The sequence below is a fragment of the Cyanobium sp. ATX-6F1 genome, from assembly GCF_047395825.1.
Taxonomy (GTDB): domain Bacteria; phylum Cyanobacteriota; class Cyanobacteriia; order PCC-6307; family Cyanobiaceae; genus ATX-6F1.
On record NZ_JBCEBF010000003.1, the window covers coordinates 504218 to 529582 of the forward strand.

The 25365-nt window shown below is 67.7% G+C and carries 33 protein-coding genes and 2 pseudogenes; 16 read left to right on the forward strand and 19 right to left on the reverse strand.

What is annotated here, in order from left to right; translation table 11 throughout:
• Positions 1-218: 218 nt before the first annotated feature.
• The gene (locus AAF143_RS14365; protein ID WP_255006562.1) at positions 219-1271 is read right to left on the reverse strand and encodes a hypothetical protein; all 1053 of its coding nucleotides are present in this window, start codon (positions 1269-1271) and stop codon (positions 219-221) included.
• Positions 1272-1628: 357 nt separating this feature from the next.
• On the opposite strand from AAF143_RS14365, the gene AAF143_RS14370 reads away from it, so the two are divergent.
• From AAF143_RS14370 to AAF143_RS14380, 3 genes are read left to right on the forward strand one after another with little or no spacing between them, the layout of a single operon-like run.
• Positions 1629-1985 (forward strand): hypothetical protein, encoded by a 357-nt coding sequence (locus AAF143_RS14370; protein WP_255006563.1) that lies wholly within the window; start codon positions 1629-1631, stop codon positions 1983-1985.
• Positions 1982-2398: a hypothetical protein gene (locus AAF143_RS14375; protein WP_414027249.1), complete on the forward strand. Its 417-nt coding sequence runs from the start codon at positions 1982-1984 to the stop codon at positions 2396-2398. Before AAF143_RS14370 ends, AAF143_RS14375 begins: the two co-directional genes overlap by 4 nt.
• A gap of 35 nt (positions 2399-2433) precedes the next feature.
• The gene (locus tag AAF143_RS14380) at positions 2434-3699 is read left to right on the forward strand and encodes a mechanosensitive ion channel family protein (protein WP_414027250.1); all 1266 of its coding nucleotides are present in this window, start codon (positions 2434-2436) and stop codon (positions 3697-3699) included.
• 352 nt (positions 3700-4051) lie between these two features.
• Here the strand turns inward: AAF143_RS14380 and AAF143_RS14385 are convergent, their stop codons facing one another.
• The 5 genes from AAF143_RS14385 to AAF143_RS14405 all read right to left on the reverse strand — a co-directional run bounded on the left by AAF143_RS14385 (position 4052) and on the right by AAF143_RS14405 (position 7766).
• On the reverse strand, positions 4052-5104 hold the full coding sequence (locus AAF143_RS14385; RefSeq protein ID WP_255006567.1) for a linear amide C-N hydrolase: 1053 nt from the start codon (positions 5102-5104) through the stop codon (positions 4052-4054).
• 237 nt (positions 5105-5341) lie between these two features.
• Positions 5342-6469: an FUSC family protein gene (locus AAF143_RS14390; RefSeq protein ID WP_255006568.1), complete on the reverse strand. Its 1128-nt coding sequence runs from the start codon at positions 6467-6469 to the stop codon at positions 5342-5344.
• Positions 6466-6663: a hypothetical protein gene (locus AAF143_RS14395; protein ID WP_255006570.1), complete on the reverse strand. Its 198-nt coding sequence runs from the start codon at positions 6661-6663 to the stop codon at positions 6466-6468. The genes AAF143_RS14390 and AAF143_RS14395 overlap by 4 nt, the downstream gene beginning before the upstream one ends.
• 97 nt (positions 6664-6760) lie before the next feature.
• Positions 6761-7159, reverse strand: coding sequence for a hypothetical protein (locus AAF143_RS14400; protein ID WP_414027251.1), 399 nt, complete (start codon positions 7157-7159; stop codon positions 6761-6763).
• A gap of 79 nt (positions 7160-7238) precedes the next feature.
• Complete coding sequence (locus AAF143_RS14405) at positions 7239-7766, reverse strand: hypothetical protein (protein WP_414027252.1); 528 nt, start codon at positions 7764-7766, stop codon at positions 7239-7241.
• Between the two features lie 200 nt (positions 7767-7966).
• Between AAF143_RS14405 and AAF143_RS14410 the strand changes: the two genes are divergently transcribed.
• The 3 genes and pseudogenes from AAF143_RS14410 (at position 7967) to ppk2 (ending at position 10953) form a co-directional block, all read left to right on the forward strand.
• Positions 7967-9469, forward strand: coding sequence for a TolC family protein (locus AAF143_RS14410; protein WP_414027506.1), 1503 nt, complete (start codon positions 7967-7969; stop codon positions 9467-9469).
• A gap of 99 nt (positions 9470-9568) precedes the next feature.
• Positions 9569-10063, forward strand: coding sequence for a hypothetical protein (locus AAF143_RS14415; RefSeq protein ID WP_414027253.1), 495 nt, complete (start codon positions 9569-9571; stop codon positions 10061-10063).
• A gap of 51 nt (positions 10064-10114) precedes the next feature.
• Positions 10115-10953 (forward strand): annotated as a pseudogene (gene ppk2, locus AAF143_RS14420) (polyphosphate kinase 2).
• On the opposite strand, the gene AAF143_RS14425 reads toward ppk2, so the two are convergent.
• A complete protein-coding gene (locus AAF143_RS14425) occupies positions 10874-11326 on the reverse strand; it encodes a polysaccharide deacetylase family protein (protein ID WP_255006585.1) in 453 nt (150 codons plus the stop codon). The pseudogene ppk2 and the gene AAF143_RS14425 overlap by 80 nt on opposite strands.
• Here AAF143_RS14425 and AAF143_RS14430 point away from each other — a divergent pair.
• Complete coding sequence (locus tag AAF143_RS14430) at positions 11326-11517, forward strand: hypothetical protein (RefSeq protein ID WP_255006588.1); 192 nt, start codon at positions 11326-11328, stop codon at positions 11515-11517. The genes AAF143_RS14425 and AAF143_RS14430 overlap by 1 nt on opposite strands.
• Positions 11518-11528: 11 nt before the next feature.
• Here the strand turns inward: AAF143_RS14430 and AAF143_RS14435 are convergent, their stop codons facing one another.
• The 7 genes and pseudogenes from AAF143_RS14435 to AAF143_RS14465 form a co-directional block, all read right to left on the reverse strand.
• Positions 11529-12065: an ATP-binding cassette domain-containing protein gene (locus AAF143_RS14435; protein WP_414027507.1), complete on the reverse strand. Its 537-nt coding sequence runs from the start codon at positions 12063-12065 to the stop codon at positions 11529-11531.
• A gap of 40 nt (positions 12066-12105) precedes the next feature.
• A complete protein-coding gene (locus tag AAF143_RS14440) occupies positions 12106-12885 on the reverse strand; it encodes an SbmA/BacA-like family transporter (RefSeq protein WP_414027254.1) in 780 nt (259 codons plus the stop codon).
• A pseudogene (locus tag AAF143_RS14445) lies at positions 12872-13495 on the reverse strand (hypothetical protein); the annotation flags it as partial. The pseudogene AAF143_RS14445 and the gene AAF143_RS14440, both read right to left, overlap by 14 nt.
• On the reverse strand, positions 13492-13764 hold the full coding sequence (locus AAF143_RS14450) for a cation transporting ATPase C-terminal domain-containing protein (protein ID WP_414027255.1): 273 nt from the start codon (positions 13762-13764) through the stop codon (positions 13492-13494). The pseudogene AAF143_RS14445 and the gene AAF143_RS14450, both read right to left, overlap by 4 nt.
• Positions 13752-15413, reverse strand: coding sequence for an HAD-IC family P-type ATPase (locus AAF143_RS14455; RefSeq protein WP_414027256.1), 1662 nt, complete (start codon positions 15411-15413; stop codon positions 13752-13754). Before AAF143_RS14455 ends, AAF143_RS14450 begins: the two co-directional genes overlap by 13 nt.
• Before the next feature lie 35 nt (positions 15414-15448).
• Positions 15449-15682 (reverse strand): hypothetical protein, encoded by a 234-nt coding sequence (locus tag AAF143_RS14460; protein ID WP_414027257.1) that lies wholly within the window; start codon positions 15680-15682, stop codon positions 15449-15451.
• Positions 15628-16002: a cation-transporting P-type ATPase gene (locus AAF143_RS14465; protein WP_414027258.1), complete on the reverse strand. Its 375-nt coding sequence runs from the start codon at positions 16000-16002 to the stop codon at positions 15628-15630. The genes AAF143_RS14460 and AAF143_RS14465 overlap by 55 nt, the downstream gene beginning before the upstream one ends.
• 69 nt (positions 16003-16071) lie before the next feature.
• Between AAF143_RS14465 and AAF143_RS14470 the strand changes: the two genes are divergently transcribed.
• The 9 genes from AAF143_RS14470 to AAF143_RS14510 all read left to right on the forward strand — a co-directional run bounded on the left by AAF143_RS14470 (position 16072) and on the right by AAF143_RS14510 (position 22473).
• The gene (locus tag AAF143_RS14470) at positions 16072-17013 is read left to right on the forward strand and encodes an HlyD family secretion protein (protein ID WP_414027259.1); all 942 of its coding nucleotides are present in this window, start codon (positions 16072-16074) and stop codon (positions 17011-17013) included.
• Positions 17014-17106: 93 nt separating this feature from the next.
• On the forward strand, positions 17107-17853 hold the full coding sequence (locus AAF143_RS14475) for an MFS transporter (RefSeq protein WP_414027260.1): 747 nt from the start codon (positions 17107-17109) through the stop codon (positions 17851-17853).
• Between the two features lie 11 nt (positions 17854-17864).
• Entirely contained in the window at positions 17865-18683 is an 819-nt protein-coding gene (locus AAF143_RS14480; protein ID WP_414027261.1) for an MFS transporter, read from the forward strand.
• Between the two features lie 62 nt (positions 18684-18745).
• On the forward strand, positions 18746-18955 hold the full coding sequence (locus AAF143_RS14485) for a hypothetical protein (protein WP_414027508.1): 210 nt from the start codon (positions 18746-18748) through the stop codon (positions 18953-18955).
• Positions 18861-19913, forward strand: coding sequence for an FAD-dependent monooxygenase (locus AAF143_RS14490; protein WP_414027509.1), 1053 nt, complete (start codon positions 18861-18863; stop codon positions 19911-19913). Before AAF143_RS14485 ends, AAF143_RS14490 begins: the two co-directional genes overlap by 95 nt.
• Positions 19914-19936: 23 nt before the next feature.
• Positions 19937-20578, forward strand: a complete 642-nt coding sequence (locus tag AAF143_RS14495; RefSeq protein WP_255006636.1) for a TMEM165/GDT1 family protein — start codon at positions 19937-19939, stop codon at positions 20576-20578.
• Between the two features lie 8 nt (positions 20579-20586).
• On the forward strand, positions 20587-20850 hold the full coding sequence (locus tag AAF143_RS14500; protein ID WP_414027262.1) for a cation transporter: 264 nt from the start codon (positions 20587-20589) through the stop codon (positions 20848-20850).
• Positions 20847-21545 carry a cation diffusion facilitator family transporter gene (locus AAF143_RS14505; protein ID WP_414027510.1) on the forward strand — a complete coding sequence of 233 codons (699 nt, stop codon included), beginning with the start codon at positions 20847-20849 and terminating at the stop codon, positions 21543-21545. Before AAF143_RS14500 ends, AAF143_RS14505 begins: the two co-directional genes overlap by 4 nt.
• A gap of 202 nt (positions 21546-21747) precedes the next feature.
• Positions 21748-22473 carry a response regulator transcription factor gene (locus AAF143_RS14510; protein ID WP_255007125.1) on the forward strand — a complete coding sequence of 242 codons (726 nt, stop codon included), beginning with the start codon at positions 21748-21750 and terminating at the stop codon, positions 22471-22473.
• Between the two features lie 12 nt (positions 22474-22485).
• On the opposite strand, the gene AAF143_RS14515 is transcribed toward AAF143_RS14510, so the two are convergent.
• The 5 genes from AAF143_RS14515 to AAF143_RS14535 are packed head-to-tail and all read right to left on the reverse strand — an operon-like array spanning position 22486 to position 25344.
• On the reverse strand, positions 22486-23151 hold the full coding sequence (locus tag AAF143_RS14515; protein ID WP_255006641.1) for a Fe2+-dependent dioxygenase: 666 nt from the start codon (positions 23149-23151) through the stop codon (positions 22486-22488).
• 9 nt (positions 23152-23160) lie between these two features.
• Positions 23161-23520: a nucleoside recognition domain-containing protein gene (locus tag AAF143_RS14520; protein WP_414027263.1), complete on the reverse strand. Its 360-nt coding sequence runs from the start codon at positions 23518-23520 to the stop codon at positions 23161-23163.
• A complete protein-coding gene (locus tag AAF143_RS14525) occupies positions 23403-24107 on the reverse strand; it encodes a nucleoside recognition domain-containing protein (protein ID WP_414027264.1) in 705 nt (234 codons plus the stop codon). Before AAF143_RS14525 ends, AAF143_RS14520 begins: the two co-directional genes overlap by 118 nt.
• Positions 24108-24148: 41 nt before the next feature.
• Positions 24149-25084 carry a FeoB small GTPase domain-containing protein gene (locus tag AAF143_RS14530; RefSeq protein WP_414027265.1) on the reverse strand — a complete coding sequence of 312 codons (936 nt, stop codon included), beginning with the start codon at positions 25082-25084 and terminating at the stop codon, positions 24149-24151.
• The gene (locus AAF143_RS14535) at positions 25081-25344 is read right to left on the reverse strand and encodes a FeoA family protein (protein ID WP_255006654.1); all 264 of its coding nucleotides are present in this window, start codon (positions 25342-25344) and stop codon (positions 25081-25083) included. Before AAF143_RS14535 ends, AAF143_RS14530 begins: the two co-directional genes overlap by 4 nt.
• Between the last annotated feature and the right edge of the window lie 21 nt (positions 25345-25365).

The window sequence follows — 25365 nt, forward strand, 5'->3', positions numbered from 1 at the left end:
TCAATTTCGTTGTGCTGGCGGTGTTTTTTTGCAAATTTAGCGCAAGTTTCGTTCACGGTACCGGCCAGGTGCCCATTGTTACGCTTGGGGGACGTCACACCGTGGCACCAGATCAAAAGGCGCTCCAAGCCTGGAGGACGGCGGATAGCTGGAGCGCGCGTTGTGTCGCGGCAGGACAGTCCACGAGCCAAATCCCGCAGGGATTGGAGCCCGGGAGATCAGAAGAAGAACTTGACCCCGGCTTCGATACCGTTCTGATCGATGTTGTAGGCATTTTCAGGGGTGGCCCCATTGGTGCCGCCCAGGTGCATGTAGCGCCAGGAAAGATTCAGCTGGGTGGAGTTCCCGATCGCATAGCCCACGCCCACCTGGGTGTTCCAGGAGTAGTCATCGGCATTGTTCACACCGAAGCCGCCGATGTCGCCGCGGGCGAAGAGCCTCAGGCGGGGTGAGAGAAACACCATCGCCTGGGTGCCGATCAGGGGTTGGACCACGGTGCCGCCGAACTCACCGGTGCGCACGATCGTTCGCGATGGCCGCTCGAAGGTAGCCGTGCCGCCAGGCCTTGTCGCCGAGACACTCTGGTTCGGTCCCTGCACCGTGGCCGTCACGGAAGGCCCCTGCACGCTGAGGGTCCGGGTCGGTGTCTCGCGCTCGAAGCCGAGGTTGAATCGCATGTCGACGAGCCGAACGCCCGCGTAGGGAATGATCGCGAAACTGCCGGCCTTGGCGGTCGCCGTTTCTCGATCTCCGAAGCGGTAACGCAGGGCGAAGTCGTAGATGCCCTGAATGTTCCCCACGCTGGCGGCCACGCTGCTTTCGCTCGAGCTGGCCTTGAGGCTGGGCCCACTGACGCCGACGGTGACGCCGCCGCGCGTGAACTCCCTGCCTGCAAAGGCCTTTTCAAACTCCCGGCCAGGGATTGTTCTCCCCTCTGCGCCCTTTAAAGACACATAGCTCAGGTCGGTGAGGAACCCGAGGCGGTTGTACTCGACGCTGCCGCGGATGGCGGCGATCCCGGTCAGGGGGCGCAACACCTGATCAAGGCTGAGATCCAGGTCGGCGGTGATGCCTTTCACCGTGGTGCTGCCCGTGGTGCGCAGGGGGGCAAAGCCGTAGAGCTCCACTGAGCCGGCCCAGGTGGAAGCCGGAGCGGGAGCCGTTACTGCAGCGGCTGGCGCAGCTTCGCCCTGCGGGGCCTGCGGAACCTGCTGGGCTGTGGCGTTCGGCGCGATCGCCAGCAGCGCCAGGATGCCGCCGGTTGCGCCCATCGCGGACGCTAAAGATGATCGAAAATCTCTTGAAGGCACTGGATTCTCAAAATTGTTGAGCCACCTTAGCAAAGGTAAAAGGGGTCACCAAACAGCGACGTTTCGACCTCAGGGGCTGCAGGAGACAAGGCCCTGGCCGATGGGCTGGTGGTGAACACCAAGTGCTGCCAGCGCCCATCAGTCCTGCGCGCCCCGCACTGGAAGCAGCTTCCCGCCGGTAGCCAGGGCAGCTTCGGAGAAACGCATCGCCACCACCTCTTCATTCATCGTCCAGAAGTGATGGGAGCGCTCCAGCTAACCTGAGCCAGCCTGGAGGCCGCTCCCTCATTGACGATCCCCACCCGCGCAAGGGCCCTGGTGCTGGCCGCTCTCTCCACCCTGCTGGTGGGACCGTCCCAGGCTGGATCCCCGTGGTTGAAGTGCAGCTTCAACGAGCCCACCGCCACGAACCCCGGCAACACTGTGAACTGGTTCATGATGAGCCAGGAAGCCAAGAAAAGCGTGGAGTTCATCAACTCCTCCAAAGAAAAATTCACCCTGAGTGCGCTTTATACCCCCAGTCAGATTGTGTTCATCTACCCTAAGTTGGTGAGCCGCGATATCAGCTATGAAGTGGAGTTCCGCCTCAACCGCAAGACCCTGGCGATCAGCAAACAGGTCAGCAATGAGCTCGATACTTCCAGCGGCAGTTGCGTCTTCACCTCCGCTCCATGAGCACCAGGCTCAGCCGCTGGATCTACGGGGTTCTGGGGGCTCTCGCCCTGGTGATGGTCCTGCTTCAACCGCTGAGCCATGCCGCTCCGCTGCTCGCCGCGGGCGATGGCACTCCATCGGCACCATCCCCGGCGGCTTCGGCCGGCAGCTACGAGGTGGCCAACGTGCACATCCTCGGCATCCCCGCCATCAGCGTCGCCTCGCCGGTGGTCACGTCCGGCAGGGCCGGCCCCAACGCCCTCCGCCGGGCGTCGGTGATTGAGGGAAATCTCTCCCTCCTCTACTTCCCCCAGGTGCTGTGCGGCAGCGCCCAGGCTCTGAGCGAAGAGCTGCTCGAACGCCTGGTGCTGAAAGGCTCCGACCGGGCCTGCAGGGGGCTGGCTGGGGCCTTGGCGGCCACCCGGACGACCTGAAGATCGAGGTCGTTCGCGACGCCGACGGACTCAACGTGCTCGAGGCTCGGTTGCCGAATCACGCCGAACCCCTGCCGCTGCTGACGGTCACCGCGGCTGATTCTCGCTTCAACGGCATGAGCTCCGATGCCCTTGCCCGGCGCTGGAGAGGTCTGCTGGAACGGCGACTGCGCCACGCGCGCCGCATGCTGCAGGCCGACGCCCTGCAACAGCGACTGGGGATCACCGTGATCGCCGAGTTGTTGCTGGGGGCGGTTCTGGCCCTGACCCTGTGGCTTCTCTCCCAAAGCCGCCGGCTCTTCTCCCGTTGGCAGCTGATCGAGAGCACCAGTCTCAACCTGCGGCAGAGGCTGGCCCTGCAGCTGAGCAAGGGCGCCAACAGCTTGATGTTCCTGATCGTGCTTGCCCTGGTCACTGTGATGGTGGGCCTGGCGGTGATGGTGGTGCCGGGACAGATCCCCCTGGGACTGGCGCTGCTTCTTCAGCCGTTAAGCGCCTTGGTCAAAGTGTTGCTGGTGGGTCTGCTGGCGGTGCTGCTGCGGCTGCTCGCCGACTTTCTCCTGCACCACTGGTCCGCCAGCCTGCGGGTACCACTCGATCAGCGCGCCCGGCGGGAGCAGCGCTACCGCAGCCTGCTGCTGGTGTCCCATCGACTGATCGACCTGGGTTGCATCACCCTGGTGGCGGTGCTGATCCTGATCGGCATCCCCGGAGTGCAGGACGCCTCCGCCTCCGCGCTGGTGACCGGAGGGGCCCTGCTGGGTGGTCTGGCCTTCGTGTTCCAGAACCTGCTGCGGGATTTCGTCGCAGGTCTGCTGGTGCTGATCGAAGACCGCTATGCCATCGGCGACTTCGTGGAGATCGCTGGGCTGGGGGGAACCGTGGTGGATGTGGGTGTTCTGAGCACCTTGCTGCGCACCATGGATGAACGGGTGGTCGTGATCCAGAACGCCAGCCTGGATGTGGTCAGGGTGGTCAACCACACCAAGTTCCGCTCTGGCGTGGATGTGCGCCTGGTCCTGGCCCAACCACTGGACGACGTTGACCGGGCCCTGGCGGTCATCGCGGCGGCGGCAGCAGGCTTTGCCACCGATCCCGACTGGGCCAGCAAACTACTGAAGGCCCCCTGGTGTCGCGGGGTGGTGGCGATCATGCCCCTGGGGGTCGACGTATCGGTGATGCTGACCACCAGCGCCGGCGAGCAATGGCTCTGCGGCCGAGAACTGCGCCGTAGACTGCTCAAGGCCCTGGCGGAGGCCGATGTTCTGCTGGCTAGAAGCTCGCCGGCAATTGAACAGTGAAGCAGCTGCCCTCCCCGGGCTCGCTGGTGCCCTGAATGGCGCCGCCGTCGGGGCGGTCGCTGCGGGCGCGCCAGAAGCGATCGAACACCTGGGGCCGTATCCAGGGCGCACAACTCCGTGCCGCTGATCAGTACAAAGCCTCCAGCCCTTGCCAAGAGACATTCCTGTTCACCGCCTTGTGCCATCAATATCAGTCAAGCAAGCGAAGGCGAGAATTCGCGGTTGCTTGAAGCCATCGCGGCGCTCAGGATCAACACCGGAAAGAAGCTCAAAGCCCTCATCAAGGCTGCATGCCTAGGGCCGCAGGTTCAAGATGTTGGGAGACAGAGTTCACAGGACTTCCTTGAGAGCCTTACTGCGGAGCCAAGAACGTAAAAGGCTGGGCCTCCTTGAAGTTGGCCGTCTGGTCCCCGCCCAGACCGGGATTCGTGTGGAGGGAGAGCTTACGGACGCCTGAAACCGCCTTGAAATCGATCTGAGTGAGCTTGACCCATACAAGACTGGGGCTGGCCGTGTCTTCGAAGAAGTAGACCCTGTTCTTTTGGTCCGCGACCGTACGCCAAATGGTTGATGAGATGTTGGGTTGGCCCGGCGTACTGATACCGCGGGGGACGCTGACGTTACGCATCACGCTGAAGACGGAGGCGACCGCCTCGCGCGGATTGGCCGACTGCTGAGCTGCGTTGATGTAGAAGCTGGCGCGGGCAAAGCGATCGGCAGCGCGGTTCGTACCAGGCAGCATCACCGTGCCGCCGATTTGCTTCCAATATTCATTCAGGGCCAGCTGCTGGTCGTAAGCGGGAGAATTCGTCATCACTTGATACTTGCGACCATGGTGGATCACAAGCTTTCCACCGATATACTCAAAAATGGCCGAATCGCCAGAGGGATCTGAAATCGACAGGTGAATCTTGCCCTCGACTCCATTCGGGGCGATCACACTGATCGGGCGGAAAGCCTCCTTGCGCATTGCTGCGACGGCCTCGTCGACTGTTGCGAAGCGGTCGAGGACGTATTGCGTCCATGCGGCGATGGAAACCTGGGGACGGGTGTCGTTCTTGGCGCTTGGATATTCACTTTCCACCAGGAAGAGCAAATTAGCGACCAGCCCCTTTTCGTTCATGCCGTCGGCCGTACCCGCTTCATAGACGGATGCGATCACACTGCCGTAATGACTGACCCACTGAAGACCCTTAACTCCCATGCCGCCATCACGTTTCATCCCTCGAGGGAAGATCCACAGATTCGTCTGCATGTCTTCTAGCCAGTCCATACTTCTGCCGGTGACGGTCTGCCCCTCCTGTCCGAAGTAAACTGCGCGGCTACAGGCCGATGCGGGGTGAATGGGTAAGGCGATCAAAGAAGCGAACAGCATTGAGGCCCATGAATGCTTGAGCAAGCCCATCTGAGATATCCCGTTGTGGCATCAATTCATTGAGTCATCATTCCACTTGTTCGTTGCGCGTTCAACCAATTACCTTCGATTGTGACATCTTCCCTCGTCGCGCCAATCAAACAGCCTGGCGATTGCAGCGACTCTGCAGCCCAGCCACAGGCGCTTCTGATGTTCTTGCTCACTGCCGATCAGCCATCTACGCCGGGTACAGCTGAAAACGATCGAGGCCCGGCATCGGCCAATGACTTAAAGCCGCTCGCCCAGCAACCGCGCCTCCGATGACGCGGCAGCCGTGAGCTCCGACAGCTCCTGGCGCTGCTGCGTGGATGGATCGGGCAGGGCGGCCAACACCCGGTAGCGGCGCAGGGCCCACTGGGGCGCGATCAGCAGACCTGCCAGCAGCGCCAGCGCCGAGCCCAGGCTGTAGTCGATCCAGCGGTGGGGGATGTACCAGGCCACCAGGGGGCCATAGCCGATGAAGGCCACGCCGCTGGAAATCAGCGCCGTGCGCAGGTAGCCGGAGAGCCCCAGGGCGTTCACCAGGGACGCCGTGCCCCCCATCACCAAGCCCACCGCCAGCTCCGACATCCCAAAGCTGTTGAACACCAGCAGCGGCATCAGCACCCCGAGGCTCACGCCGATCAATCGGTCCTTCACCCTGGCGGCGGTGGCCCCCACGCTGTCGTCAAGCAGCAACACCACACCGAAGTAGAGGTATTTGGGGGTGACGGCTCCGATTCCCTCGCCGATCGCCAGGGCCAGGCTGGCCAGCACGAGCTTGCGCCAGAACCAGGGGGAGCGAAAGCCCCGGCCCAGACGCTGGGCCAGGGGGAGATCAGGGGGTGCTTCCGGTTTCACCTCCGCGATCACACCGTCAACCTTCCCGGCTCCAGCCGGGGCCAGCAGGGCCTGCACCAGGGAACCCACCACCAGACCCAGAACCACCCCCACCAACTGACGGGCCGTGGAATCCAGGGTGGGGCCCGCGCTGAGCAGGGGCAACACCGCCAGCACCGGCAGCAGCACCCCGAGCGGGGCGAGCTTGGCCGGGAAGGTGAGGCCGATCACCAGACTGCCGGCCGCCGCGATGGCGAACAGGAACACCTCAGGCGCGCCACTGAAAGCGGCGCTGATGCCCAGGCCGAAGAACAGCCCCAAGGCGGCCACGGCGGTCAGGGCCGGATAGAAAACCAAAGGCCAGGGCGTGAAGTCAGGTCGGATCACCAGGGCGGCGATCAGAGTGGCGTAGGCCACGGGATGGGAACCGAGAGCGAAGGCGTGGGCCACGGCGTTGGCCAGGGCCGCGGCGAGGCCAATGGTGAGCGCAAGCCTGAGTTGCCGCCCCAGGGGGAGGCTGCCGGCCGCCGCCGTCACAGCCGTGGGCCCCTGAGCGCCTGCACCCAGCCCACCAGCAACACGACCAGCAGCAGGGCACACCAGAACCAGAGCCGCGGCGCCACGCTGTGGGCGGCCACGACCAGCAGCAGCAGGGCAAGCCAGGGGGCCGGCGTCAACCAGGGGCTCAGCCAGCGCCGTAGCTGACGGCGGGTGTTGTTGATGCTCGCCATGGCTTAGACGCCCCCCAGCCAGCGCAGGAACGGCAGGACGAAGCTGAGCAGGGAGCGCCGTTCCACCGTCGCCGAGACCAACCCCGGCGCCCCGGCTTCAATCGGCAGGTTGGGCCCCTGGCCCCGGCTCCAGCGCAGGCCGCTGGGGGTGGGGGCCGTTTCCACCTCCACCCGGGCCAGCACCAACGGTGAGGTGGCCTTGTCTCCCAGCACCGCCAGGGGATCCCCCCTCCCCGAAGGCCTCCTGGCGCGTGCGCACCATCAGGCTGCTGGCCTCCTCGGCGCCCCCCACCGCCGCCGCCAGGGCCTCCAACCCCAGGGGGGCTGGGGAGAGGGACACGATCCGGCCCCGCACGGTTCCGTAGCGCTGCTCGGTGCCGCCGTACTGGGCGCGGGTCTGGAGCTGGGGCTCGAGTTCGATCTCGTCTCCCCGTCGCAGCCGCGCCGCGTCCGCTTCGGTGAACAGGGCCACGGCGATGCGCGGGCCCCGGGCCACCCGTTCACCAACACTGCCGATCCGCTGCCCTGGGGCAACGCTCTGGCCGGGATTGACCGCCAGCGAAAGCAGCTCGCCGCTACGGGGAGAGCACCACCTGGGCCGACTGACGGGACTTGATCTCGCTCCGGTTGGCGTCGAGCTGGGCCAGGGCTCCCTCAAGGGAGTGGATGCTGGCCGCATTGCGCAGGTAGAGATCCTGGGCACCGATCCAGAGGGGGCTGTAGCGGGGGATCACCTCCTCCCTGCGCAGGTCGTCGAGGGCACGAACCTGCTTCTCGATCGGTTGGTTGCTGGTCCGGATGGCGGCGATCTGGGCCCGCAGGGCTGCCTGCTGGAGATCGATGGCCTTGAGCTGCTCCTGCAGGGCGCCGAGATTGGGCCCCACGGCACCGCCGCCGGGAGCGGCCTCATCGATGCGATTGATCGTGGCGACGAGTTGGCCTTGTTCCACCGGATCGCCCACGGCGAGCGCCAGGCGTTGGATCTGGCCGGCTGAACGGGCATAGATCCCCACCCGGCTGTGGGGATCTAGGAACACCGCTGCCCCATGGACCACCACGGGAATGGTGGGGCCCGTGGCCCAGTGCACGGTCGCGGCGCTCACCAGCAGCATCGGCAGCAGGGCTGCCCCCCGCTCCAGGAAACCTGCGGGTGGAGGAGGCGCTGCGTTCAAAACAGTCCTGCGCTCGACACCTACCCTAGCGATGGTTCCGCTCCTCCAGAAGCCTTGCTGCGACGACACCTGACGGGGATCGTGCTGGGGCTGGGGAGCTGGGCAGGCGTGCTGGTGATCCTCCCCTGACGCTGAGCTTCGGTTCGAGTGCCCGCGCGGACCAGGCTCCAGGCGCGTCCCAGCCCCTGGCCCTCAGCCTGCTCCAGGCCCGGGAGCTGGGGCTGAACCAATCCCTGGGGCGCCGCCAGAGCAGCCTTGGGGTGCGACAGGCCGAGGCGGCCCTGGCGATCACCGGCAGCCGCTTCCTGCCCCACCTGAACCTGGTCGGTCTGGGGAGCTACGCCCAGGTGGGGAGCAACGTCGGCTTCATTTCCAACCTGGCCACCGTCGGCGATCTCAACTTCTCCCTGGGACGCAATGGCTACACCGTGATCCGGAACAGCTTCGGCAACGTCGGACTGGCCCTCAATTACAGCCTGCTCGATTTCAGCCGGACGCCCCTGCGCCAGGTGGCCAGCGCCGAGTTGGGGGTGAGCCGGGCCGTCAACGCGGAACAGGAACGGCGCAGCCGCTTTGAGATCACCGCCGGGTATCTGAATCTCCAACTCGCCGATGCCCTGATTCCGGCGTGGCAGGCGGCCCTGACGCTCTCCAACCGGCTGCGCCGGGATGTGGACGCCATCCGGGCCAAGGGCCTGGCGGCCCGCATCGACAGCTTCCAGGCCGAGGCCCTGGTGGCCACCGATGAAGCTGGATTGGCCGAGGCCCGCGGCCAGCGGCGCATCGCTTCGATCAGCCTGGCGCGGGTGCTGAACCTGCCCGCCCAGCAGACGCTGGTGGCCAGCGATTTCCTGAGCCCCGTGGCCGCCTGGCCCCTGGATGAAGCGGCCAGCCTCGCCGCCGCCCTGCGCCAGCGGCCGGCCCTTGAGGCGATCGAGCTACAACGCCAGGCGGACCTGGCCAGGGCCCGGCTGGCCCGCTCCGCCCTGCTTCCCAGCCTCGGGGTGGTGCTGGGGGGCGGCATCAACGGCGACAAGCTGACGTTCGCCAACACAGGCAACCTCAACGCCTCCGCCGCCGTCGGATCGAAAGGGGTCGCTGGAAGCCTGCCGGTGGCCAGCAACGGCACCGCCTCCGGCTCCTTCTACGACTACGGCGTCCTGCTCACCCTGCGCCAGCCCCTGTTCGACGGCGGAGCCAGCCGTTCCAGCGCCGAGCTGGCCCAGCTGCTGGCGGAGAGCAAGGCGGTGGCGCGCCAGCAGGCCGAACAGCTGATCGTGCAGACCGTGCAGACCTGGCTCAGCTCCCAGCAGACCGCCGGCCTGCAGCTCGAAGCGGCCCGGCGGGCCGTTGCCGCCAACGAGCGGGCCGTGGGCGATGCCCAGCTGCGCTACCGGGGCTCCGTGGCACCGCTGACGGACGTGCTGATCGCCCAGCGTGATCTGCAGGTGGCCCGGGCGGCCCGGGCCACGGCGATCCACCGTTGGAACCTGGCCCAGGCGGGCCTGGAGCTGGAAACGGGGAGCACGATGATCGTCCATGGGCCTTCCCACCTGCTGAGGTCCCAGCCCCACGCCAACAACGCCACCCATCTGCTGCAGCACGGCGGTAGCGGCATCAGGCCTGCGCTCTGAGCAACGCAAAACCCCGCCGCTGCTGAACCAACCAGTCGTCCGCCGTTCAGCCGCAAGCGCCGTCCCTACGCTGGACGTAGGGATGCTCCAAGGGTGACCATGCTGTCCGATTTCCACACGGCCCTGGCCGTCTCCAAGGGCACCGGACTGCTGCCCAGAGACAGCCAACCGGACGAGACCCACAGTGGACACACCGTGGATGGCTACGTGCTCCGCGATGCCCATGGGGCGGTGCTCTGCGAGGTGCCCCTGGAGGCGCTGCGCTCCTGGCTGCCATCGGATGGGATCGACCACCCCCTCAGCATCGAGGCCATCATCGGCGCCCCCACTGGTGAGCGCTGGGAGTATTGCTTTCTGCTGGTCGAATTCGCCCCGAAGGAGCGCGGTTCCGTGCTGGAGCGCGTACTGATTAACGGCCAGCCGATCTCCACCAGCACCAGCGACGGTCCGTTGCCCACGGCGCAGTTCCACGAGCTGCTCAACCTGATGGGCGACCGTGGCTGGGAGCTGGTGACCAGCGCCTTGCGCAACCTCGATGACCAGGGCTTCGGCCGCTCCTATTCGCTGATCTTCAAGCGCCGCCCCGTTGACTGAACGAGCAGACCCAACCTCGATCTACACCCACCCCTCATCCAGTGTGCACCCATGGGCCACCGACACGACAAGCACAAAGGAACCTTGGCGGAGAGCAGCGCTTCCGAGACTCCACAGAAGAAGCTCTCCCGCAAGAACTACGAGCGGGAACTCGAAGGGCTCCAGGTCGAACTGGTGCAGCTCCAGCAGTGGGTGGTGAAGACCGGCGCCAAGGTCTGCATCCTGTTTGAGGGGCGGGACGGCGCCGGCAAGGGGGCGCGATCCGGCGGATCACCGAGCGGGTCAGCCCCCGCGTCTTTCGGGTGGTGGCCCTGCCGGCCCCCAGCGACCGGGAGAAGACCCAGATGTTCGTGCAGCGCTACCTACCCCATCTGCCCGCCGGCGGCGAAGTGGTGATCTTCGATCGCAGTTGGTACAACCGCGCCGGCGTGGAACGGGTGATGGGCTTCTGTTCACAAGAAGCCGTGGAGCGGTTCCTGCGCATGGCACCCAGCGTGGAAAAGGCGATCGTGGATTCAGGCGTGACGTTGCTGAAGTACTGGCTGGAGGTGGATCAGGAGGAGCAGACCCGGCGGCTGGAGGGGCGCATCCACGACGGCCGCAAGACCTGGAAGCTCACGCCGATGGATCTGGAGTCGTATAGCCGCTGGTACGACTACTCCCGCGCCCGCGATGCCATGTTCGCCGCCACCGACAGTGCCCATGCCCCCTGGTTCGTGGTTGATTCCAACGACAAGAAGTGCGCCCGGCTGAACATCATCCGCCACCTGCTCGATCAGATCCCCTACGAGCCCATCAAGGCCCCGTCGATCACGCTGCCAAAACGCCAGAAGCGCGGCGATTACGTCGACCCGAACAGCTCGCCCCAGCGGATCCCAGAGCCGTTCTGACCCCATCGATCTGCTCGGGGTTGGGGGCGTCGAAGTTGTCGAGATCGACGTGCATCGCCTTCACCGCCCGGGCGGTATCGCCGGTGTCCTGGCGGCGCACGGCCAGCTCGCGCTCCAGCCGCTGGGCGCCGCCCATGTAGGCGGTCATCTGCACCCGCCGGAGCGACGCCAGGGGCATGCCCAGTTCCATGGCCACCGAAGTGGCCGTGGCGTTGTGGCGGCCGTAGGGCCAGACGATCGCCCGCGGGCAGTACCCCCGCCGCTGCTCGATCAGTTGGCTGTTGCGCTCAAGATCAACCCCGAGGCGGCAGCGATAATCGACTTCGCTCTCGTACCCATGGCCCGGACTGGAGCGGCCAACTGCAGGCGGCATTGGAGGCCAGCCCCCGGGGCGAGGTGGAGGGAGGCACCGTGCTGGAGCGGCTCAACGAGCAATTCACCGGCCAGGAGGCGGAAGCGGTGTTCGACACCTTCATCAGCTGGACCCGCAGTTGCGGCCTGTTCCGCTACAGCCGCGAGCAGAACCGCTTCCAGCTGGCGGCAAACGAACCCCAAGGGGGCTGAGCCCCCATCGCTCAGGCCGGCTCAAGCGTCCAGCCGCCCCGGCCATCAAGCCGCAGCAGCGACTGGTGGAAGGCCCGCAGGCTGGGGCGATGCCCGACGCTGATCACGGCGACGCCCTGGCGCTCCAGCAGCCCATAGAGCTGTCGCTCGGCGTCGAGATCCAGGGCGCTGGTGGCCTCGTCGAGCAGCACGAAGGGGCGCTCCGCCAGCAGCAGGCGGGCGAAGCCGAGCCGTTGCTGCTCGCCGCCGGAGAGCAGCCGCGCCCAATCGTCTTCGACTCCCAGATCCGGATAGCGCTCCGCCAGGGAACCGAGTCCCGCCTCGACCATTGCCTCCCGCAGGGCGTCATCCGGCAACGGCGGCGCCTCCAGCGGCAGGCCGTAGAGGAGCTGCTCCCGCAGGCTGCCCAGGGTCATGTAGGGCGCCTGGGGCAGCACCATCCATTCAGACGGGGACGGCCCGCTGAAGGAACCGCCGGCGGCGGGGGCCAGCCCACAGAGCACCCGCAGCAGGCTGGTCTTGCCGCAGCCACTGGGGCCGGTGATCAGGAGCCGCCCCCGCGCTGCAGGCGCAGATCAAGGCGCTCGATCAGGGGCGGGCCGCCCCCGGATCGGAGACGCTGAGCTGGTGCAGCTCAAGCTCGGGCGAGTCGACGGCGCGCCTTGGTGCGGCCATCGAGACCGCCGGTTTGCGGGGGCGGGTCACCATGGCGCCGCGCAGTTCGCCGATCCGGTGCAGGCTGGCGAACAGGCTGGAAAAATCATCGGCGCGCACGATCAGAAACGACAATGCCGCCTGCACCTGGCCGAAGGCGATGCTTCCCACCGTGAGCTGACCGAGGCTGACGCGGCCACTGAAGTAGGCGCCCGAGAGCACCAGATAGGGCACGAACTGCATCAGGAAGCCGTAGAGCCCCGTGCCCTGCTCCACCAGCACCCGCCAGCGGATCACCCGTTCAAAGTTGAGGAGCACCCGGGCGAAACGGCCCCGCAGCCCCCGCGCTTCCCGGGCCTCGCCGCGCAGGAAGGCGATGCTTTCACCGTGGCTGCGCACGTGCATCAGGGCGAAGCGGAAATCGGCCTCGAGAGATTGCTGGCGAAACCCCAAAGCAGCCAGCCGCCGCACCAGCTGCACGATCACGCCGTTGCCCAGCACGGTGGCCACCAGCAGGGTCAGCACCAACAGTCCACTGATCTGGAACAGCACCAGCACGTAGGCCGCCAGGGACAGCAACGAGGTGCAGAAACCGAAGAACAGATCGGTGGAACTGAACACCGCCCGTTGGATGTCGTCGGCGATGCGCTGGTCGGGGTTGTCGATCCCCCACGCCTGCGGCTCGGGCCTCCAGGTGGTAGTAGTTCTGGCCACCCAGGTAGGCGTCAGAGAGCACCGTGGTGGTGCGATCGCGCCAGGCCAGGGCGAAACGCTGCTGGCCGTAGCTGTTGAGGTACTGCACCGGCAGGGTGACCAGATAGATCGCGCTCAACCCCGCCGCCGTTCCCCAGAAACGCTCGGCGCTGCGCACGTTGAGGGCCTCCATCACCGCCCCATTGCCCTCGGTGAAGGCCACATCCACCGCCGTGGCCACCACCAGCACCAGCACCAGAGCGGCCAGGGCCAGCCAGCGCCTCGCCAGCACCCGCCCCAGCCGTCGGGCCGCCACCAGGGCCCCGATCAACCCCGCCAGGGTCAGCCCCACGGCGATCAGGCGGATCTGAGCACTGCCGTAGAGGGTCAGGGCCGAGCGCAGGTAGGGGAAGGCCAGATCAAGGCGGGCCCGGCCGAGGGCGGCATCCAGCAGCTGGGCCGCGGCGCCGATCACCAGGGCGGAGAGCCCCAGGGCCAGGGTGGCCGCCACCAGCAGCAGGGCGGCGAAGGCCAGCAGCGGGCGCTGGCGCTGGCGATGGCGGGCCGGCAGCAGAAAATCCGCGGCCAGTTGACGAAACTCGGCGGCAAAGGTGACCAGCGTGGGGCTCACGCGTTCACCGTCTGCCGGTAGAACCAGCCCTTCGCCGCCTCAGCGGCCAGCACATAGGCCAGCAGGATCAGGGCCAGCAGCGCCAGGAAGCTGGCCGGCAGGGGCACAAAGCCGAAGGGGGCCGCCAGGGGGGAATAGGGCAACAGCAGCGTCAGCAGCACCACCACCAGGGTGGCCAGCATGAGGGGACGGGAGGGGCGGCTGCGCAGAAGCGGGCCCCGGGTGCGCACCACCAGCACGATCGAGGCCGCCGAGATCACCGATTCCACGAACCAGCCGGTGCGGAACTGGGCGGGATCCCCCGCAGCACCCAGAGCAAGACGGCGAAGGTGAGGTAGTCGAACAGCGAACTCACCAACCCGAAGGTGAGCATGAAGCGCTGGATGAAGGGAATGCTCCAACGCCGGGGGCGCTCGATCCAGTCGCGATCCACCCGGTCGGTGGCGATCGTCATCTCCGGCAGATCGGTGAGCAGGTTGGTGAGCAGGATCTGCTTGGGCAGCAGCGGCAGAAACGGCAGCAGCAACGAGGCGCCGGCCATCGAAAACATGTTGCCGAAGTTGGCGCTGGTGGCCATGAACACGTACTTGAGCGTGTTGGCGAAGGTGGTGCGCCCCTCACGGATGCCATCGGCGAGCACCGCCAGATCCTGCTCCAGCAAAACGATGTCTGCAGCCTCCTTGGCCACGTCCACCGCGCCCTGCACCGACAGGCCCACATCGGCGGCATGGAGAGCCGGGGCGTCGTTGATGCCATCGCCCATGTAGCCCACCACGTGGCCCGCCCGGCGCAGGGCCGCGATCAACCGTTCCTTCTGGTTGGGCTCCACCTCGGCGAAGATGTCGCAGGCCTGGGCCCGCAGCGGCAGCGCCTGATCACTGATCGAGAGCAGCTGGGAGCCGGTGATCACCTCAGGCTCCAGCAGTCCGGCCTCCCGGCCGATGCGGGCCGCGATCAGGGCGTTGTCGCCGGTGATCAGCTTCAGCCGCACCCCCAGCCCCCGCAACTCAGCCACGGTGCTGGCGATGGCGGGCTTGAGCGGATCGCTCAGGGCCACCAGGCCCACGAAGCGCATCCCCCGCTCCGACTCCCGCGTCGCCACCGCGCCCGTGAGGTCCTCGCGAACGGCCACCCCCAGCTGCCGGTAGCCCTCGGCGCTGAGGCTGCGGTAGCGCTCCTGCAGGCCCTCGCGCACCGCCTCGATCGGCACCACCGAACCATCGCTGCGCTCGGCCGTGGTGCAGACCTCCAGCACCCTGTTCAGGGCCCCCTTGGTCACCAGCACGCTCTGGCCGCGGTGGGCGAGCAGCACACTCTGACGCTTGCGCAGGAAGTCGAAGGGCACCTCATCGAGCTTGCTCCAGCCCTCCAGATCCAGGGGTCCCCGCCCCTTGATCGCCGTGTCAATCGGGTTGACGTACCCGCTCTGGAACGTGGCGTTGGCGTAGGCCAGCAACAGGGTGCGGGCGCTGTCAGTGCCCTCGACCCCCCAGGCGAACTGAACCTGGGCCTCCCCTTCAGTGAGGGTGCCGGTCTTGTCGGAGCAGAGCACATCCATGCTGCCGAAGTTCTCGATCGAGGCCAGGCGCTTGACGATCACCTGGCGCCTGGCCATGCGCCGGGCGCCACTCGCCAGGTTGACGCTGATCACCGCCGGCAGCAGCTGGGGCGTCAGTCCCACCCCCAGGGCCAGGGAAAACAGGAACGAATCGATCACCGGGCGCTGCAGGTAGACGTTGAAGGCGAAGATGGCGACCACCAAGGTCAAGGTCACCTCCAACAGCAGGTAGCCGAAGCGACGCACACCGCGCTCGAACTCCGTCTCACTGCGGCGCAGTCGCATCCGCGCCGCGATCGCTCCGAAGGCGGTGCCCCGACCCGTCTGCACCACCACCGCCCGGCCGGTGCCGCTGACCACATGGGTGCCCAGGTGCAGCAGGTTCAGGCGGCCGCTCAGGGGGTTGCGGCGGGGTACTCCCCCACCTGCTTGTTCACCGGAAAGCTCTCGCCGGTAAGGGCCGCCTCATCCACGCTCAGATCGCGCTCCTCGATCAGGCGGGCGTCGGCGGGAATGCTGGCTCCGGCCGAGAGCAGCACGATGTCACCCGGCACCACCGCCGTGCTCGGGATGATCAGCTCGGCTCCATCGCGCCAGACATTGGTGCGCAGTTCGACGGTGCGCAGCAACTCACGTACGGCCCCTCGGCGCCATGTTCCTGGATGAACCCCAGCAGGCCACTGACCAGCACGATCACCAGGATGATCAGCCCGTCCACCGGGGAGTCGAGCAGAAACGAGAGCAGCGCGGCCGCGGCCAGGATCAGGATGATCGGGCTGGTGAACTGGCGCAGCAACAGCTCGGGGGCCCCGGAGCGCGTCGGTGCGGCCAGGCTGTTGGGGCCATGGCGCCGCAGGCGTTCGGCCGCCTGCTCTTGGCTGAGGCCCCGGGGCCCCACCTGCAGTGAGGCCAGCAGGTCGGCGAGGGGAACGCTCCAGTAGGGCTGCACGGCGGGATCGGCAGTGGATCCGCTTGGAAAGGATCCTTGCCGCCAGAATGGAGGATTCAACCGCCTTTGATGCTCAGCAAACGCACCGGTGGCGTGATGGCCGGCGTGGTGGCCCTGCTCGGGGTAGGCGCCTGGGCGATCAGCCATTGGGGCATCGAGAGCACCGACGACGCCCAGATCCAGGCGCACCTCTACCGGATGTCGAGCCGCCTGCCGGGCACCGTGGCCCAGGTGCTCGTGGAGGCCAACCAACCGGTGCGCAAGGGGCAGGTTCTGCTGCGCCTCGACGACTCCGACCAGCGGGCCGCCGTGGGCCGGGCGGAGGCCGATCTGGCCGCGGCCCTGGCCAAGGCCGAGGCCGCCCGGGTCACCGTGGGCGCCGACCGCAGTGAGGCCGACGCCAGCCGCCAGCAGGCGGACGGCGCCCAGTTGGAGGCGAAGGCCGAACTGGAGCGCACGCGCACCGATCTGGAGCGATTCCAGCGGCTCCACGCCGCCGGGGCCGCCTCCCAGCAGCAACTGGAGCTGGCCCGCAGCCAGTTTCTGCAGGCCGAGGGGCGCCTGAGTCGCAGCGCCGGCAGCCGCGCCACGGCCCAGAGTGATCAGGCGAAGATCTCGGTCGATCGCAGCAAGGCGGTGGCCGCCGCCTCCGAAGTGCTCCAGGCCCGTTCAGCCCTGGCCAGCGCCAGGCTGCAGCTGGGCTACACCACCGTGGTCGCTCCAGCCGATGCGGTGGTGGGCGCCCGCGAGGTGGAACCGGGCCAGTCGGTGCAACCCAGCCAGGGGCTGCTCAGCCTGGTGGGGCGCAGCCTGTGGGTGGAGGCCAACTTCAAGGAGACCCAGGTGGGGCAGATGCGCGCGCACAACCGGGCCGAGGTCCATGTCGACGCCCTGCCCGGGGTCAGCTTCCAAGGGCAGGTGAGCAGTCTCTCGCCGGCCTCCGGGGCCCGCTTCGCCCTGCTCCCCCCGACAACGCGACCGGCAACTTCACCAAGGTGGTGCAGCGGGTGACCGTGCGCATCGACCTCGAGCCCGCCGCCCTGGAGCGCTGGCGGGCGCGGCTGAAACCGGGGCTCTCGGTGACGGCCCAGGTGCACACCTGAGATGGCCTCCTCCCTGGCCAACTCCCTGGCCGCCGCTCCCGGGAAAACCCCGCTGACGCCAGCGGTCTGGCTGATCATCGCCACCGCCTCACTCGGGGCGTTCCTGGAGGTGCTGGACACCAGCATCGTCAACGTGGCCCTGACCAGCATTCAGGCCAACCTGGGGGCCACCCTGGCGGAGGTGGGCTGGGTGGTGACCGGCTACGCGATCGCCAACGTGGTGATCCTCCCCCTCACCGCCTTCCTTGCCGATGGCTTCGGCCGGCGCAGCTACTTCGTGTTCTCCCTGGCGGGCTTCACCGCCGCCTCGGTGCTCTGCGGCCTGGCCCCCAACCTGCCGGTGCTGGTGGCGTCGCGGATTCTCCAGGGGCTGCTGGGGGGCGGCCTGCTGGCCAAGGCCCAGGCCATCTTGTTTGAGGCGGTTCCGAAGGACCGCCAGGGGTTCGCCCAGGCGATCTTCGGGCTGGGGATCATCACCGGCCCCGCCCTGGGTCCCACCTTCGGGGGTTACCTCACCGATCTGCTGGGCTGGCGCTGGATCTTTCTGATCAACCTGCCCTTCGGCATCCTGGCGGTGCTGATGGCCCTGCGCTCCCTGCCGGCAGATGAACCCAAACCGCCACCGGCCCTGGCCTCCGTCGACTGGATCGGCATCGCCCTGCTCACCGGCGTGATGGCTTCGCTCCAGGTGGTGCTGGAGCAGGGGAGCAATACGCCTGGTTCGAAGACACAGGCATCGTCGCCCTGACGCTCACCTTTGTGATCGCCCTGCCGCTGTTCATCGCCTGGGAGCTGAGCCGCGAGCGGCCGGCGGTGGACCTGCGGGTGCTGCGCCACCGCAGCCTGGCGGTGGGCAGCCTGTTTTCGATGATCGTCGGCTTGGGGCTCTACGGCACCGTCTTTCTGATCCCGATCTATGCCCAGTCGGTGCTGCACATCACGGCCATCCAGACGGGTCTGCTGGTGCTGCCCGGGGCCCTGGCCTCCGGCGCCACGATGCTGGTGCTGAGCAAGAAGGTGCAACAGATTGACCCCCGCAAGGCGATCGCCGCCGGCAGCCTCATCACCAGCCTGGTGATGTTCGCCCTGGCCTCGATCAACCCCGGCACCGGCGAAGACGCCCTGTTCTGGCCGCTGATCTTCCGGGGCATCGGCACGGTGCTGATGTTCCTGCCCCTGAGCCTGGCGGCCCTGGGGGATCTGCCCCCCGAGGAGATCAACGCCGGCAGCGGCTTCTACAACCTCACCCGCCAGCTGGGGGGCAGCTTCGGCATCGCCCTGCTCACCTCCCAGCTGAGCCACCACGAGGCCCAGCACCGGGCCCGGCTCACCGAGGCCGCCGGCGCCCTCGACATCGGGCTGAGGGAACGCCTGGAGCAGCTGCAGCTGGTGCTCCAGCAGCAGGGGGTGGATCCGGAGCTGGCCGCCCGGCGCGCCCTGAAGCTGGTGGATACGAGCATCAACGGCCAGGCGGCCCTGCTGGCCTACGGCGATGTCTTCCACCTGTTGGCGCTGGTGTTCCTGGCGGCCATCCCCCTGGTGTTGCTGCTGCGCGCCCCCCGCCGCCTGCAGCCATGAACTCCCCTCAATCGGCGCCGGTGGTGATCGTGGGGGCGGGTCCGGCCGGCGCCAGCCTGGCCCTGCAACTGGCCCGCGCCGGCGTGCCCGTCACCTTGATCGAGGCTGCCAAGGAGTTCAGCCGTCAGTTCCGCGGCAGAAGCGTTGATGCCCTCAGGCCTGGGCGCCCTCGCCGCCATGGGGCTGGAGGCGCTGCTGGCGGAGTTGCCGCAACGCACTCTGGAGGGCTGGAGTTTCAAGATCGAAGGCCGGGAGCTGTTCAGCGCCGATGAACCGCTCGGTTCGGCCCGCCCCTGCACCCTGGTGGCCCAGGGGCCCCTGCTGGAGGCCCTGGTGGAGCAGGCCCGTGCGCTGCCGGGCTTCACCTGGCTGCCGGGCACGGCCGTGGCCGATCTGATCGAGCATGGGGGTCGGATCAGCGGCGTGCGCCTGGCCGATGGCCGCTGCCTGGAGGCCGCCCTGGTGGTGGGCAGCGATGGGCGCCGCTCACTGGTGCGCCAACGGGCCGGCCTGGCCCTCGACGCCCTGGGCTCAGCGATCGATGTGCTCTGGTTCCGGCTGCCGAGTGCGCCTGAATTCGAGCGACCGAACCGGTTCACCACCCTGGTGGCCCAAGGGCAGATCTGCAGCCTGTTCGCCGGCACCACCCCGGGGGAGCTGCAGCTGGGCTGGGTGGTGAGCAAGGGCAAGGCGGCCGCGACCACGGACCAGCGAGGGCCCCAGGACTGGTGCGAAGCCTTTGCCCAACTGGCCCCCGAACCCCTGGCCCGACACCTGCGCCAGCAGGCCGGGGCCCTGGTGGGCCCGGTGCGGCTGAACGTGGAGGTGGGCCGCTGTCCCCTGTGGCAGCGGCGCGGGCTGCTGCTGCTGGGCGATGCGGCCCACCCGATGAGTCCGGTGCGTGCCCAGGGGCTGAACATGGCCCTGCGGGACAGCCTGGTGGCCGCCCGGTTGCTGACCCCGCTCTGGTCAGGCGGTGGGCCGGATCCGGCCGCCCTCGATGGGGTCCTGGAGAGCATCCAGGCGGCCCGGTTCCCTGAGATCAGTGGCGTTCAGGGTCTGCAGGCCCAGGAGGCGGCCCGGGGAGAGCTGCTGCGCTCCCAGGGCGCCCTGCGCTGCGCTCTCGCCTTGGGAGCGCCCCTGGCGGGAGTGCTGCTGAAACGCCACTGGATCCACCAGCAGCGTGTGCTCCGCGACGGTCTGCCGTTGCCCAGCTGCGTGGGATCCTGAACGCTCGGCCCAGCGCGTCGCCGATGACCTCCGACCCGGCTCTTGCGGCCTTCGGCTCCAGCTTCACCGCCATCACCCTGGCGGAACTGGGCGACAAGACCTTCTTCGTGGCCCTGCTGCTGGCGGCCCGCCACCGGGCCCGCTGGGTGTTCAGCGGAGCCTTCGCCGCCCTGGCGGTGGTGACCGTGATCTCCCTGGCCCTCGGCTACGGCCTGCGCAGCCTGCTGCCGCCTGCCCTGGTGCCCTGGCTGGCGGCGGCGCTGTTCGGGGGCTTCGGCCTCAAGCTGTTGATCGATGCCCAGGGCCTGGGGGCAAACGCGGCCGCCCAGGAGGCGGAGGAGGCCGAAGAACTGGTGGAGCAGGCCGAAGCCCGTCATCCCTCGGCCACGGCCTGGGGCGTGATCCGCGAGTCGTTTGCGCTGGTGTTCATCGCCGAACTGGGGGATCGCACCCAGTTCGCCACGATCTTTCTGGCCACAGGCCCCGGCTTCGGCTTCGCCGCCCTGCTGGCGGGCAGCCTGCTGGGCCACGCCCTGGTCACCGCCCTGGCGGTGGGGGCGGGCCGCTGGATCGGCCAGCGGATCAGCGAACGGCTGCTGTTCCAGCTCAGCGGTGGATTGTTCCTCGTCTTCGCGCTGGTGGCCCTGCGCCAAGCCCTCGCCTGAGCCCGCCGATGCCCCCCTCCCACACCCACGAGCACGAGCACGACAACAGCCATCCCGCCGTGGGGATCCAGCAGCAGCCCCACCCCCGCCAGCACGAGCACAAACCCGGTTCAGCGGCGGCCTTCCGCTGGAGCATCGTCCTCAACAGTGCCCTCTCGGGTCTGCAGCTGGCGATCGGCTTCGGCTTCGGCTCCCTCGCCCTGATCGGTGACGCCGTCCACAACCTCGGCGACGTGGCCGGGCTGCTGCTGGGCTGGGGGCTGAGCGGCTGAGCGCCAGGCCCGCCAGCGCGCGCTTCACCTACGGCTACGGCCGCAGCACCCAGCTGGCCTCCCTGGTGAATGCGGTGCTGATCCTGATGGCCGCCGCGGTGGTGATCGTCGAAGCGCTGCAGCGGCTTGGGCGGCCAGTGGAGATGTCCACCGGGCCCGTGGCCTGGGCCGCCGCCGCCGGCATCGTCGTCAACCTGCTCTCGGCCCGCCTGTTCGGCCATGGGCACCAGCACGACCTCAACCGCCGCGCCGCCGTGGTGCACCTGCTCACCGATGCGGCCGTTTCGGCGGCGGTGCTGGGCAGCGTGCTGCTGGTGAGCCTGACCGGTTGGACGGTGCTCGATTCGATCACCGCGATCGGCGTGGGCGTGGCGGTGGCCTGGAGCGGCTGGTCACTGCTGAAGGAATCCCTGGCGGTGGCCCTCGACGGGGTGCCCCGGGAGATTGATCGCCAGACGGTGGAGGCGACCATGCTGGAGCTGCCGGGGGTGATCGAGGTGCACCACCTGCACATCTGGGGCATGAGCACCTCCCAGAACGCCCTCACCGCCCACATCATTCGCACGCCCGGCGCGGGCGACGACATGGCCTTGCTGCATGAGGCCAAACGCCGGCTGGCGGCCCTGGGGATCGCCCACAGCACCCTGCAGCTGGAGCCTCCCCCAAGCCTCCACCCAGCTGATCCACCCAGCTGATCCACCCAGCCAGCGACCGCCGGCCTTGATGAGGCCTTTAACAGCAATTATCCAGGTTTCAACATCATTCTTGGCTCAATCATTAAAGCAATCAGAAATAAAATCCCCTGGCAGCCGATTTTCCCGCGCCAAGCGTTAGACCCATCCCACTCAACCCATTGACAACGGGAGTGGGCCTTCCTCGACCCAAACCGTGACGGCAATGAAACCCTGTCTGCTGCTGATCGACGACGATCTCGATTTCTGCCAGCGGATGGTGGCCGAACTCAATGGGGCCGGGTTCGACACCCGCTACGCCCTCGACGGCATCCATGGGCAGGCCTTGGCACACCAACTGTGCCCCGATCTGATCATGCTCGATCTGATGCTGCCGAAGGTGGACGGCCTCACCCTCTGCATGCGGCTGAAACGGGATCCGCGCACCACCGCTGTGCCGCTGGTGATTCTCACCTCCCTGCGGGACATCAGCGACAAGGTGAGCGGTTTCAATGCCGGCGCCGATGACTACGTGATCAAACCCCACGACAGCGAGGAGCTGATTGCCCGGCTGCGGGCCCTGCTGCGCCGCAGCAGCGGGCAGTCCATGCCTTCGCTGCGGGGAGAGGTGCTCACCTACGGGCCGCTCACCCTGTTGCTGGATCGCATGGAGGCGATGTGGTTCGACCGGGCGATCCGCCTCACCCGCCTGGAGCTGGAGGTGCTCCACTGCCTGCTCCAGCGCCATGGTCAGGCCGTTCCCCCCGAGGAAATCCTCGCGGAGGTCTGGGGCTATGAGCCGGATGTGAACGGCATCGAATGCCTGCGGGTGCAGATCCGCCACCTGCGCGGCAAGCTCGAACCCGACCCCCACCGGCCCACCTATCTCAAGACCATGTACGGCGTGGGCTACTGCCTGGATCTGCCCATGGAGCAGCAGCGCTTCGGCTGAGCCACGGGCGGCTCACTCTCCCCACATCCGCAGCAGGTTGCTGTAGCTGCGGCAGAGCAGGTCGAACACCTCGCCCTTGCCGCCGCCCGCGAACAGGGTCCGCCGGGCCGTATCGAGCTCGAACAGCAGCTCCCGTTGCTCGGCGCTGCGCACCCGGCTCTGGATCCAGCCCACCGCCACCAGCCGCTCACCGGCGCTCACCGGCTCCACCCGGTGCAGCAGGGTGCTGGGATACACAAGGGCATGGCCCGCCGGCAGCCGGAACGCCTCCTCTCCGTGGGGTTGCTCCAGCACCAGCGCACCGCCTTCGTAGTGGTCGGGAGCGGAGAGAAACAGCGTGAACGAGAGATCGGAGCGGCCCCCCTCCATGAAGGCGTTGTCCACGTGGCGGCCGTAGCCGTCAGCGGGGCCGCTGCGGCTGAACAGCAACCCATGGACCCGCACCGGCAAAGCCGCCGACTGCAGCAGCGGCTGGGCCAGCAAGGCTGCGCTCACCTGATTCGCCAGGGACCGGTGCAGGGCGCTGGCCCGATCCAGCTGCCGGTTGCGCTTCACCTGGCGGGCGTGCCAGCCGGCGGTGGCGCTCCCCGCCAACCAGGCCCCTTGCTCGGCCTGCAACGCCGCCAGCAGCGTGGAGGCCGCCTCGGGGCTCAGCAGGGCTTCGAGCTCAAAACGCATCGCGGCTGATCAGCCCCTCAGCCACAGCACCGTTTGGTAGAACACGAAGCTGCTCAACCAGGCCAGCAGCAGCGACCAGAACACCGCAAAGGCCGTGAACCGCCAGTTCTTCGATTCGCTGCGGATCACCGCCACCGTCGACAGGCACGGGGTGTAGAGCAGGGTGAAGATCATGAAGCTATAGGCCTGGGCCCAGTCGAGGTCCAGGGCCAGGGCCTGACCCAGCCGCACCGGGTCGGCCTGGGTGTAGATCACCGCCAGCCCCCCGAGCACGATCTCCTTGGCGATGAAGCCGAACAGCAGCGCCACGGTGAGCTTGGGGTTGATGCCGATCGGGGCCAGCACCGGTTGCAGTGCCTGGCCGAGCATCCCCGAGAGGGTGCCGGCACTGGCGGGGGAACCCCCACGGGCAGGTTGTTCATCAACCAGATCGCCACCACCCCGAAGATGATGAACCGCCGCGACCAGATCCAGAAATGGCGCACTTCGCACCAGGCCCGGTTGAGCATCTGGGCCGCGGTGGGGAAGCGATAGGGCGGTAGTTCCAGGATCAGCGGCTCATCGCTGCTGAAGCTGCCTTTGAACAGGGCCGCCGTGACGATCATCGCCACGAAACTGAGCAGGTAGAGGCTGAAGATCACCAGGGCTCCCTGGCTCGGGGCAAAGAGGGCCGCGCTCATGAACAGGAACACATTCAGGCGCGCCGAGCACAGCGAGAACGGAATCACCAGCATCGAGAGCAGGCGCAGGCCACTGGAGCGCATCACCCGGGTACCGAGCAGTGCCGGCACATTGCAGCCGAAGCCCATCAGGGAGAGCACGAAGGAGCGGCCATCGAGCCCGAGGCGCTCCATCAGGCCGTCCATCAGGAAGGCCGCCCGCGAGAGGTAGCCGCTGTCTTCCACCACTCCCATGGCCAGGAAGAACAGGAAGATCACCGGCAGGAACGCCGCCACCGTGCCGATGCCCTGGTAAAGGCCATCGATCAGGAAGCCGCTCAGGAAGGGGGAAGGCCGCCCAGCAAGGGCCGCAGCAGCTGGGCGCCAAGGCCGTTGAGCACGGTGGCGAGCCCCGTCTGCAGCGGCACCCCCAGGGCGTAGATGCCCTGGAACATCAGGAACATCGCCCCAAAAAACAGAGGCAGCCCCAGCAGCGGATGCAGCAGCAGCGCGTCCAGGCGGCGGGTGGTGGCGTCCTTGAGGCGATCGGGCAGCCGCACGGCGGCCTCCAGCAGGGGCGCCAGGGCGGCATCGAGTGCCGGATCATCGAGCAGGAAGCGGCCGGGATCGAGGCAGCACACCGGCGGGTCCCCCACCGTCAGCCGGGCCTCGAGCGCCGCTCGGACGGCGGCGAATCCCGTGCCGTACTTGGCGCTGATCGGGAACACCGGCAGGCCCAGCTCCCTGCTCAGGGCGCCATCGTCAATCGTGAGGCCAAAGCGGCGGGCCTCATCGACCATGTTCAGCAGCACCAACACCGGCAGCCCCAGGCTGCGGGCCTGGAGCACAAGCTGCAGCTGTCGGTCGATCTGGCTGGCGTTGAGGATCACCAGCACCAGATCCAGCGGGGTGCGCTCCAGGAACCCCCGAACCAGCAGCTCGTCTTCGGAGTAGCCGCGCAGGTCGTAGATCCCCGGCAGATCCACCACCCGCACCATCTGGCCGCCCAGCTCCAGCTGGGCCTGCATCAGATCGACCGTGAGCCCGGGCCAATTGCCGATCTGGGCATGGGCGCCGGTGAGCCGGGTGAAGAAGGTGGATTTGCCCGTGTTGGGCATCCCCAGCAGGGCCACACAGGGGCGGCGATCGGCTCCCTGGGGCTCGGAACCCTGGGGGATCGCCGTCGATTCAGGGCCTGGCCCGGAAGCACGGGGGGCAGCAGGTGGCGAGGCGGGTGGCGATGTGGTGGCGGGGCCCATGGCGCGCCGGCTCATGCTCCATTCTCGCAAGTTTCCATGCGGATGCACTCGGCGTCGCAGCGGCGCAGCATCAGCTCGGTCATGCCGACGCGCACATGCAGCGGACCGGACCACCAGGCCCGCCGCAGCACCTGCACCGTGCGGCCCTTGCAGAGCCCGAGGGCACTCAGCCGCTGCGACAAGCCCGCTTCAGCCGCCACCGCAAGGATCCGTCCCGACCGTCCCACCGCCAGACGGGCGAGGGACAGGGCTTGGCCCGCTGGAGGGAGGCCCATGGGCGGGCTTATTGCAACTGA

Coding starts and splice junctions, on each gene's coding strand:
- AAF143_RS14365 (WP_255006562.1), bottom strand. CDS start 1,271: ATGGGCGCAACCGGCGGCATCCTGGCGCTGCTGGCGATCGCGCCGAAC.
- AAF143_RS14375 (WP_414027249.1), top strand. CDS start 1,982: ATGAGCACCAGGCTCAGCCGCTGGATCTACGGGGTTCTGGGGGCTCTC.
- AAF143_RS14385 (WP_255006567.1), bottom strand. CDS start 5,104: ATGGGCTTGCTCAAGCATTCATGGGCCTCAATGCTGTTCGCTTCTTTG.
- AAF143_RS14395 (WP_255006570.1), bottom strand. CDS start 6,663: ATGGCGAGCATCAACAACACCCGCCGTCAGCTACGGCGCTGGCTGAGC.
- AAF143_RS14415 (WP_414027253.1), top strand. CDS start 9,569: ATGCTGTCCGATTTCCACACGGCCCTGGCCGTCTCCAAGGGCACCGGA.
- AAF143_RS14425 (WP_255006585.1), bottom strand. CDS start 11,326: ATGCCGCCTGCAGTTGGCCGCTCCAGTCCGGGCCATGGGTACGAGAGC.
- AAF143_RS14470 (WP_414027259.1), top strand. CDS start 16,072: ATGCTCAGCAAACGCACCGGTGGCGTGATGGCCGGCGTGGTGGCCCTG.
- AAF143_RS14475 (WP_414027260.1), top strand. CDS start 17,107: ATGGCCTCCTCCCTGGCCAACTCCCTGGCCGCCGCTCCCGGGAAAACC.
- AAF143_RS14490 (WP_414027509.1), top strand. CDS start 18,861: ATGGGGCTGGAGGCGCTGCTGGCGGAGTTGCCGCAACGCACTCTGGAG.
- AAF143_RS14495 (WP_255006636.1), top strand. CDS start 19,937: ATGACCTCCGACCCGGCTCTTGCGGCCTTCGGCTCCAGCTTCACCGCC.
- AAF143_RS14500 (WP_414027262.1), top strand. CDS start 20,587: ATGCCCCCCTCCCACACCCACGAGCACGAGCACGACAACAGCCATCCC.
- AAF143_RS14510 (WP_255007125.1), top strand. CDS start 21,748: ATGAAACCCTGTCTGCTGCTGATCGACGACGATCTCGATTTCTGCCAG.
- AAF143_RS14515 (WP_255006641.1), bottom strand. CDS start 23,151: ATGCGTTTTGAGCTCGAAGCCCTGCTGAGCCCCGAGGCGGCCTCCACG.
- AAF143_RS14520 (WP_414027263.1), bottom strand. CDS start 23,520: ATGCTCGGCCAGGCACTGCAACCGGTGCTGGCCCCGATCGGCATCAAC.
- AAF143_RS14530 (WP_414027265.1), bottom strand. CDS start 25,084: ATGAGCCGGCGCGCCATGGGCCCCGCCACCACATCGCCACCCGCCTCG.
- AAF143_RS14535 (WP_255006654.1), bottom strand. CDS start 25,344: ATGGGCCTCCCTCCAGCGGGCCAAGCCCTGTCCCTCGCCCGTCTGGCG.